The sequence below is a fragment of the Armatimonas sp. genome (assembly GCF_031410135.1).
Classification (GTDB): Bacteria; Armatimonadota; Armatimonadia; order Armatimonadales; family Armatimonadaceae; genus Armatimonas.
Map to the genome: position 1 here is coordinate 1 of NZ_JANNYP010000567.1, position 7693 is coordinate 7693.

9 protein-coding genes and 1 pseudogene are annotated in these 7693 nt (G+C 57.3%); 3 read left to right on the plus strand and 7 right to left on the minus strand.

Annotated features, from left to right (window positions below):
- Window positions 1-194: pseudogene (locus RMO15_RS20885) on the minus strand (hypothetical protein); the annotation flags it as partial.
- Between the two features lie 65 nt (window positions 195-259).
- Between RMO15_RS20885 and RMO15_RS20890 the strand changes: the two are divergent.
- From RMO15_RS20890 to RMO15_RS20900, 3 genes are all read left to right on the plus strand, one after another.
- Window positions 260-1510 (plus strand): NAD-binding protein, encoded by a 1251-nt coding sequence (locus RMO15_RS20890; protein WP_309716563.1) that lies wholly within the window; start codon window positions 260-262, stop codon window positions 1508-1510.
- Window positions 1507-2730 (plus strand): S41 family peptidase, encoded by a 1224-nt coding sequence (locus tag RMO15_RS20895; protein ID WP_309716566.1) that lies wholly within the window; start codon window positions 1507-1509, stop codon window positions 2728-2730. Before RMO15_RS20890 ends, RMO15_RS20895 begins: the two co-directional genes overlap by 4 nt.
- 195 nt (window positions 2731-2925) lie before the next feature.
- Window positions 2926-4365, plus strand: coding sequence for a DUF4173 domain-containing protein (locus tag RMO15_RS20900; RefSeq protein WP_309716567.1), 1440 nt, complete (start codon window positions 2926-2928; stop codon window positions 4363-4365).
- 10 nt (window positions 4366-4375) lie between these two features.
- On the opposite strand, the gene RMO15_RS20905 is transcribed toward RMO15_RS20900, so the two are convergent.
- Genes RMO15_RS20905 through RMO15_RS20930 form a run of 6 tightly spaced genes read right to left on the minus strand, consistent with a single transcriptional unit; the run spans window position 4376 to window position 7576 of the window.
- Window positions 4376-5134 (minus strand): SDR family oxidoreductase, encoded by a 759-nt coding sequence (locus tag RMO15_RS20905; protein WP_309716569.1) that lies wholly within the window; start codon window positions 5132-5134, stop codon window positions 4376-4378.
- Window positions 5118-5867: a hypothetical protein gene (locus tag RMO15_RS20910; protein ID WP_309716571.1), complete on the minus strand. Its 750-nt coding sequence runs from the start codon at window positions 5865-5867 to the stop codon at window positions 5118-5120. Before RMO15_RS20910 ends, RMO15_RS20905 begins: the two co-directional genes overlap by 17 nt.
- A 23-nt stretch (window positions 5868-5890) precedes the next feature.
- On the minus strand, window positions 5891-6331 hold the full coding sequence (locus tag RMO15_RS20915; RefSeq protein WP_309716576.1) for a type II toxin-antitoxin system VapC family toxin: 441 nt from the start codon (window positions 6329-6331) through the stop codon (window positions 5891-5893).
- Window positions 6328-6642, minus strand: coding sequence for a hypothetical protein (locus RMO15_RS20920; RefSeq protein WP_309716579.1), 315 nt, complete (start codon window positions 6640-6642; stop codon window positions 6328-6330). Before RMO15_RS20920 ends, RMO15_RS20915 begins: the two co-directional genes overlap by 4 nt.
- Before the next feature lie 9 nt (window positions 6643-6651).
- Window positions 6652-6834 (minus strand): hypothetical protein, encoded by a 183-nt coding sequence (locus RMO15_RS20925; protein ID WP_309716584.1) that lies wholly within the window; start codon window positions 6832-6834, stop codon window positions 6652-6654.
- A gap of 55 nt (window positions 6835-6889) precedes the next feature.
- Complete coding sequence (locus RMO15_RS20930) at window positions 6890-7576, minus strand: orotidine 5'-phosphate decarboxylase / HUMPS family protein (protein ID WP_309716587.1); 687 nt, start codon at window positions 7574-7576, stop codon at window positions 6890-6892.
- Between the last annotated feature and the right edge of the window lie 117 nt (window positions 7577-7693).

The window sequence follows — 7693 nt, forward strand, 5'->3', positions numbered from 1 at the left end:
GCCCCCAGCGTGTAGATCCAGACCTCCCAGCCATCACGTTGAAGCGAGCGCATCAGCTCCACTGCCCCACGCCGTACGCCCTGCTTGAGGGCCAAGGCAGCAGCCCCTTGTGGCCGCTCACAGCTAAACTCCCCCACCTCAGGCACGAGGGTGCCATTCCAACCAAAAGCGATACGTTTTGTGCCTGTCATCATGTTTTAGCTATATAACAAATTCCATGCCAATATCGCTATCCTTAAAGTACTGGCTATAATACGGTGTGCCTACGAATTTTTTTCCAGACGAGCTTAGTGATCATGTGGTGGTTTGTGGGCTGGGACGCTTTGGGCTGCGGATCGTGCAACTCCTGCGAGAGCAGAAAATCGCGGTGGTGGCGATCACGAGCCCGGAGACACGAGAGGACAGACGAGTCGCCGCACTGGATCTAGGGGCGCAGCTCATCACAGGAGACTTTCGGTTTCCTGACACGCGCGAGGCAGGAAGACTAGACAGTGCGCGTGCGCTGATCCTGGCCACCTCGGACGATCTGATCAACCTGGAGGCGGCCCTCGATGTCCGTAGTCAGCACCCGGAGCTGTGTATCGTCATGCGACACTCGGATGCACGCCTCGGGGATCGGCTGGAGCATGACTTTGACATCACCCACGTGCTGGTTCCCCCTCTACTCGCCGCGCCACACTTTGTCGAAGCGGCCCTCGCACCGCCGCCCGAGCGCCTGCCCGCTCGTGCGAGAAAAAGCGCTCAGCTAACACTGCGGCGTGCACCCCGCACGGATCTGTCGCTCCTAATGCTCTTGCTACTCTTGCTCTTCGTGGGTGGCGTACTGATTTTTCATCAGTATCTTGGTATCAGCTACTTAGACGCGGCCTATTTCACCGTGACCATCCTGACAACCGTGGGCTTTGGCGACTTCAACCTCCACGATGCCGCCCCAGCCATGAAGCTCTTTGGGATGCTGCTCATGTTTGGGGGGCTCTTGCTGCTCGCAACGCTCTCGTCGCTGCTCACCAACTATATTCTCTCGGGGGCAGCCCAACAGGCACGTGCCGAGCAGATGGCGCGGCGCTACAAAGATCATGTGATTATCTGCGGCCTCGGTAGTGTCGGTTATGCCATCGCGGGACACCTTCGGGCACGAAACCTGCGGGTGGTGGTGGTAGACATGACACCCGATGATGCCTACTTCCGCGACCTCGCGACCCGAGTCCCCATTCTGTTGGGAGATGCCACCCGGCCTGAGGCGCTGATGAAGGCCGGACTGGGACGAGCACGGGCGCTGATTGCGGCAACATCCAGTGATGCTCTGAACCTGGAGATTGGCCTCACGGCGCAGAGCCTGATCGAGGAGACGCGTGCTGAGCGACCGATGCCGCTCGTGCTGCGCTGCTTCGACCCCGACTTGGCGCGGCGGATTCACCGCGTCTCGAAAAACTACATGCTCCTCTCATCAGCGGAGCTTGCGGCCCCTATTTTTGTAGAAGCCGCTCTGAAAGGCAAGAAAACCCCATGAAATTTCGTTCTTTTCTTACGCTCGGCATCCTGCTGGGCTCGCTCTCCAGTGCCTTTGGACAGGCCATCACCCCCGAGAGTAAGACAAAAGTATTGCAGACCATGCAGGCGAGCATTCAGCGCCAAGCCTTTGTCCCTGGTGTAGACTTCGCCCAGTGGCCCACTTTTCTGGAGAAGCGCCGCAGCGAGCTCGACAAGTCCGAAGATGTCCCCACGTTTGTCAATACGGTCAATGAAGCTCTCCGTGACTTTGGAATCAGCCACATCCGCCTCTTCTCTCCCCAGAGCGCCAAGGCTCGCATTACCGGGGTCACACAGAACTTTGGCCTTCGTACCGAGAAAAGCGAGAGTGGCTTAAAGATTACTGCCCTTGCCCCGAAAGGCCCTGCCGCACAGCTAGGGTTGGAAGCGGGCGATGAGATTATCGCCGTGGAAGGCATGGAGAAGCCCACGACCTACCCGATCCCCTCAGACCGCGAGACGACTCTTCTGACCATCAAGCGCAAGAGCACAGGACTTATCAAGAACTACATGGTGCTCAAGAAAGCCTACTCGACCGACCAGCCCAACACGCTTACCTGGACGAATAAAACCACGGCAGTCTTGCGTATCCCCTCGTTTGCCCGCACCTATAATGTCAAGCAGATCGCTGGCTTTATTGAGGAAGTCAATGCCAAGAAAGCAAAGTCTCTGGTGATTGACCTGCGCGGCAATGGCGGCGGACTGGTCAGCAACTGTAATCATCTGCTCTCACTTCTCACACCCGTGGGCACCCCAATTGGCACCCAGGTGGGCCGCCAGATGGCGGAGCGCTATATCCAGACCGTGGGCGGCGATGGTAAGGACATGGTGGCAATTGCCAAGTGGGCAGGGCCAACCAGCAAGACCTTCAAGCTCTCTCAAGCACCGTATCTGGGTAAGCTTGCGATCTTACTCGACAAAGGCTCCGCAAGCGCCTCGGAGATCTCCAGCGCGGTTCTCAAAGAGGAGCGTGGGGCGATCTTGGTGGGCAAGCCCTCGGCAGGTGCGGTGCTGGTCTCGTTCTTTGTTCCCCTACGCGATACCGAGGGCTTTGAGGTGCAAGTTCCCCTCTCGGACTATGTCTCGCCAGGCGGGATGCGTCTGGAGAAGAACCCCCTTAAGCCCGATGTGACCGTCGAAGCCGTAGCCACGGAGACCAGCGACCCGGTTCTGGAGAGCGCCCTCAAAGCGATTAAATAGTCATTCCCCCGCCGATTGAAATCGGTGTCTAAGGGCTTTGTACCTCAGCTCAGAAGTCGCTCCACGACGGACCATTTGGTAGTCGCACGAGCGACTTTTTGGTGTTTGCGCCCACAGCTAGTGATTCTTTGGGAACGTCCTTCGTACTATCTTCGTAATTAACTTTGCTAGACAAAGTTCTTTATGGAGATAAAAATGAAAAATGAGAGTCGCCTGCCACGTGCGGGCTCGCTTTTGGTAGCTGCACTCGGAGTGGGTGCACTGGCGGATGGGTTACTCTATGGACAAGAAATAGGGCTAGGAACAACTTTGTTCTTGTTCCTATTGCCGGTGGCACTTTGGGTGCTTCTACGCCACAACGGCATTCGCACTGCCTGGCAAAGCTTAGGGCCACTCCTGGCAGTGTTCGCTTTCTTTGCCGTGATGCTCACTCTCCGAGCAAGTGAGTTTGTGACCGGACTCAATCTTCTGGCCTGTGTGTTTCTGTTGGCGCTTCTTGCCCGCTTTGCGGTTCCTGGTCAGCTCGCGGAGCTGCGGCTGGGCGAGCTGCTGGGCGCACCGTTTGTGCTCTTGGGGGCGAGCCTGAAGCGTGGGGCTCCTGCGGTGAGTGAGGTGCTCATGGCTCTCAAGAGCACTGAGAAGCGCCAGAGTATAGGGCCGCTCTTTCGGGGAGTGCTGCTCTCCGTGCCCGTCTTGCTGGTCTTGGTGCCGCTCCTTGCCTCGGCAGATGCGGTATTCTCACGCTATGTCACAGAGCTGGGGAAGCTTTTCTTGCCTGAGCGCTGGCAGGAGCAGGCACTACGGCTGGGGCTGGTTCTCCTCACTTCGTGGCTGGTGGCGGGCGGGCTAGCTCTTGCGCTTACAGCACAGCGCGTCTTGGTAGCGGAGAAAGCCCCAGAAGAGCTGCCGCTAGGCTTTGTCGAAGCCATGACCGTTCTCTCCAGCGTCGCCACTGTATTTGGGATATTTCTCTGGATCCAGCTTGCCTATCTTTTCGGAGGCGCGACGCGAGTGCTGACGGTTCCTAGCCTCACCTACGCGGACTACGCCCGGCGCGGTTTTGCGGAGCTGGTCACGGTGGCAGCGCTGACTCTGGCACTGATTCTAAGCCTCAAAGCCACCACCAAGCGCACGGGCAAGCAGCCTACCCATTTTGCAGCGCTCTCTAGCTTGATTGTCGCCGAGACTCTGGTGCTTCTCCTCTCTGCCTGGAGGCGGATGGCAACCTACGAAGCGGCCTATGGGGCAACCCAGACCCGGCTCCACGTAGATGTCTTTATTGTTTGGCTGGGGCTCACCCTACTCTGGCTGGTCGTGACACTCTGGTCGCGCCCTTGGTCAAGTCGTTTTGCAATTGGCGGTTTAGCGTGTGCTCTGGGCTTTGCCGCGAGTCTCAATATCCTCAACCCCGATGCACTGGTGGCGCACCAGAATATCCAGCGCTGGGAAAAGACGGGAAAACTAGACTCGCGCACTCTGTACTATCTCTCGGATGATGCTCGCTCTGAGATTACTGCGCTGATCAAGCGACTACCAGCGGGAGAACAGCGGCAATATCTGGAAGAGAGGCTGGAGCGTGGTTCGTCCAAACCCAAAACGTGGCAGAGCTGGCACGCCGCCGCCCACTGGAAGTAGACGCCGGTTTTTAACCGGCGACATCTTTGGGGGGATTGCGTCCGATCAGCGGGTACTGCTCAAAGTCCCAGACCTGACCATTGACACGCGGGGCCTCATCAGAGAGGAGCCAGGCGACCATCGCGGCGACGTCCTCGGGAGTCTGCAACCCTCCCGAGGGCGCGACGGACTTCGGGAGCCGCTCGGGCCAGTCGGGCGGCAGTCCCTCGGAGATCTTGAGCGCGTACTCGCTGTCGGAGAGTGTCCAGCCGAGATTGAGCTGGTTCACCCGTACACCCTCGGCCCCGTGGGTGTCGCCTAAGTTGCGCGTGAGCACCATCAGCCCCGCCTTAGTCAGCGAGTAGGCTAAGAGATTCCGCTCGCCGCAGTAGGCATTTGAAGAGCCGATATTGATCACTTTCCCCACCCCCTGCGCCCGAAAGTGCGGAAGCGCGGCTTGGATGAGAAGTAGCGGTGCCCGAAGATTCACCGCCATCAGCCGGTCAAAGAGCGCCGCATCAGTCGTCTCCAAGTTCGAGCGCGTCGTCAGCGCCGCATTGTTCACTAGCGCATCCAGCCGCCCGTACCGCGCCATCACCTCGGCAATCAGCGCCTCGGGCACGTTTGGGTCTGCAAGATCGCCCGCAACCCCGACCAAGCCCTCCAGCTCCGCTGCTGTCTGTGCGTGCCGAATCACCGTCCAGCCCTTTATCTCCAGACGCTCGGCGATCACTTTCCCGATTCCCCGGACACTTCCTGTGACAAGTGCTATTTTAGTTGGTTGGTTCATGGTATTTCCTCAGGTCAGAACAGAAAAATTGAAGTTCGGGACGAAGGGCATGTAGAGCATCTCTTTCCTCCCGTGTGAGAAGCGAGCTCGTCAAAGAGAAATACCTCCACTCCGGGATATGCAATGCCTGAAAGAGGGCTTGATAGTGGTTAAAGGGAACACACAGCTCTCTCCAGTCCGACAAATAAAACTCGGAGAAATCATTAAATCCGAAGACACTCAAGACAGGAAAACAAGTCGCTTGGCTGAGGTTTAAAATGAAGTCTTGGTGATCATAACCACACCCCACAAAAAGCCTCTCTAGTGGATGTTTTGTGCGAGCGAAAAAATCTGCGTTCGGAGCAGAAGGTGCTGCAAAGAGGACAAGAGAGGGCATGTAGTTGAGAAGCATCGCTAGCTGCCCATTTTCTTCGTAGTCCTCCCCAATAATAGAACGGTTGTGATCACTGGGCTTCGAGATAGCCACAATGAAGCGTTTTAGGTGAGGGAAACTTATATCTTGCTGGAGGAACACGGAGAAATCCCAGTTACGGGTGCCGTTTATTCCTTCATCGGGGCCATGAAATTCCAGACTAATTAAGACGCCAGATATATCCGGTTCCGAGATAATACGAATAAACTCGAAGAAGTAATCTTCCCAGGGATTACCATGGAAGAAAAGGGTTAGGTGCTCTCCTTGCCAGTAGCTACCAATCCAGTTTCCCCGCTGCTCTTTCCTGAGGCGTGTCTGCAAATCTTGGAGGGCTTCGTGAGGAGTTATGGCTCTAGCTCCTCTGTCCAGTCTTCGCAGACCACACCAGGAATTTGTTGGAAGTGGCGCAGGTTTCGTGTTACGACAATCAGATTATAGTGCAGCGCGGTCGCTGCTATTTTACAGTCACCACTGCCAAGACGACGCAGTGATGCGGGCATGGCGCGATAGATTTCTTGGGTAGCATCTGTGAAGGGCGCAATCCGAAACGTGGCAAGGAAAGGCACAAGTTGTGCCAGCCTCTGGTAACCTTGTGTTCCCTTTGCCTTCATCTCTTCCGCTCGGATCACGGCAAGAGCGCCACGCATCATCTCCTCAATGGTGACAGTGCTGATAGCACGATCTGTGGCAACGGTTTGGAGAAACCGACGGTAAAGTGGAGTCTCGTCACTTGAGGAGCGAAAGAGCAATGATACTGTATCCGTATCCAGTAGATAGACACTCATTCAGCTTCACGAGCATTGGCAAGGGCACGTTCTTGAGCAATGGCTTCTTCGAAAACATCCCATTCTGAGTCATTGGCGAAGGCTCCCAAGATATGCGCTTGTGCCTCTGTAGAATCATTGGGCAGAAGGTCAGGGAGAACACCCATCCCCGCGTGCTGTGCTAGAGCGTTCTGAAGCTCTGTCCAGTCCTCCTCTTCGTGTAGGCCACGCTCCAGGGTTGCCAGAGCAAAGTTATTGGGTTCGCTTTTGACACGCATTGCCCGTGCCCGTAGACGCTTCTCTAGCTCACCTTCGACCGTAATTGTTAGCATACGCCTATTTTATACGCCTTCCAAGATTCCCACAAGCACTCGTGACAGCTCGGCGAGATCGGCGGAGACACGGAAGAGGTTCACGTCCTGGGTGATGGTTTTGGTGCGACGCTCCAGGTGCGCAAAGCGCCAGATATCGCCCGCGGAGAGGGCACCGTAGAGCACGGGCTCCTCAGAAATCGTCAATCGCACCCCCTCTCTCCACCCTGCCTTCGCAGGGTTGGGAGGAGGGAATCACCGTGGATGACTACCCTTGGGCGTGGATGCGCTCGCAGATGTGGCGGACGATCTCTTCTAGGTTGTTGCTGGCGCTCTTGAAGGCGTAGTCGTCTACGGTGAGTGGGGCGCCCAGCACAACAAGCGGGGCTCCATAGCTGGGGCAGGCGATGGCCTGGTCCGTCGTGAGGCCACCGACGGCCTGCACGGGAATGCTCACGGCCTCACAGACCTCGCGGAGCTGGTCGAGGGGGCTGGGCATGCGTGCACCGCTGGCCGCGATCCCACGGCGCTCGTCGAAGCCGATGTGGTGGATGACGTAGCCACAGCCCAGATCCTCCAAGCGCCGGGCGGAGTCAATCAGGTTCTCGGAGATCATGTTGTCGCCCATCACCTCCACGCCAAAGTCGCGGCCTGCTCGGACGACTTCTTTGACCGTGTGCGGGTGCGCTCGCTCCATCACCACCACATGGGTTGCGCCGACTTTGGCGACGATCTCCACTTCGCGGTAGCCGCCATCCATGATCTTCAGATCCGCGACAATCGGGACGTTGGGGAACGCCTCGCGCAGCACTTTCACGCCATTGGCCCCGTGCGCCATCAGCATCGGCGTCCCCGCCTCAAGCCAGTCCACGCCCGCCCGCATCGCAAGATGCGCGGTCTCAAGGGCCTCATCGAGGTCTACGATATCTAGGGAAATCTGTACAATCGGTCTCATGCCAACCCATTCGGCATCGAGGCAATTTTCTCCTGCCCTCTAGCTGATAAAGCTCGCCCCGGCTGCCAGAGCGAGGAGCAGGAGGATAAATGCCCCCAGGTAGACCAGGAACAACAG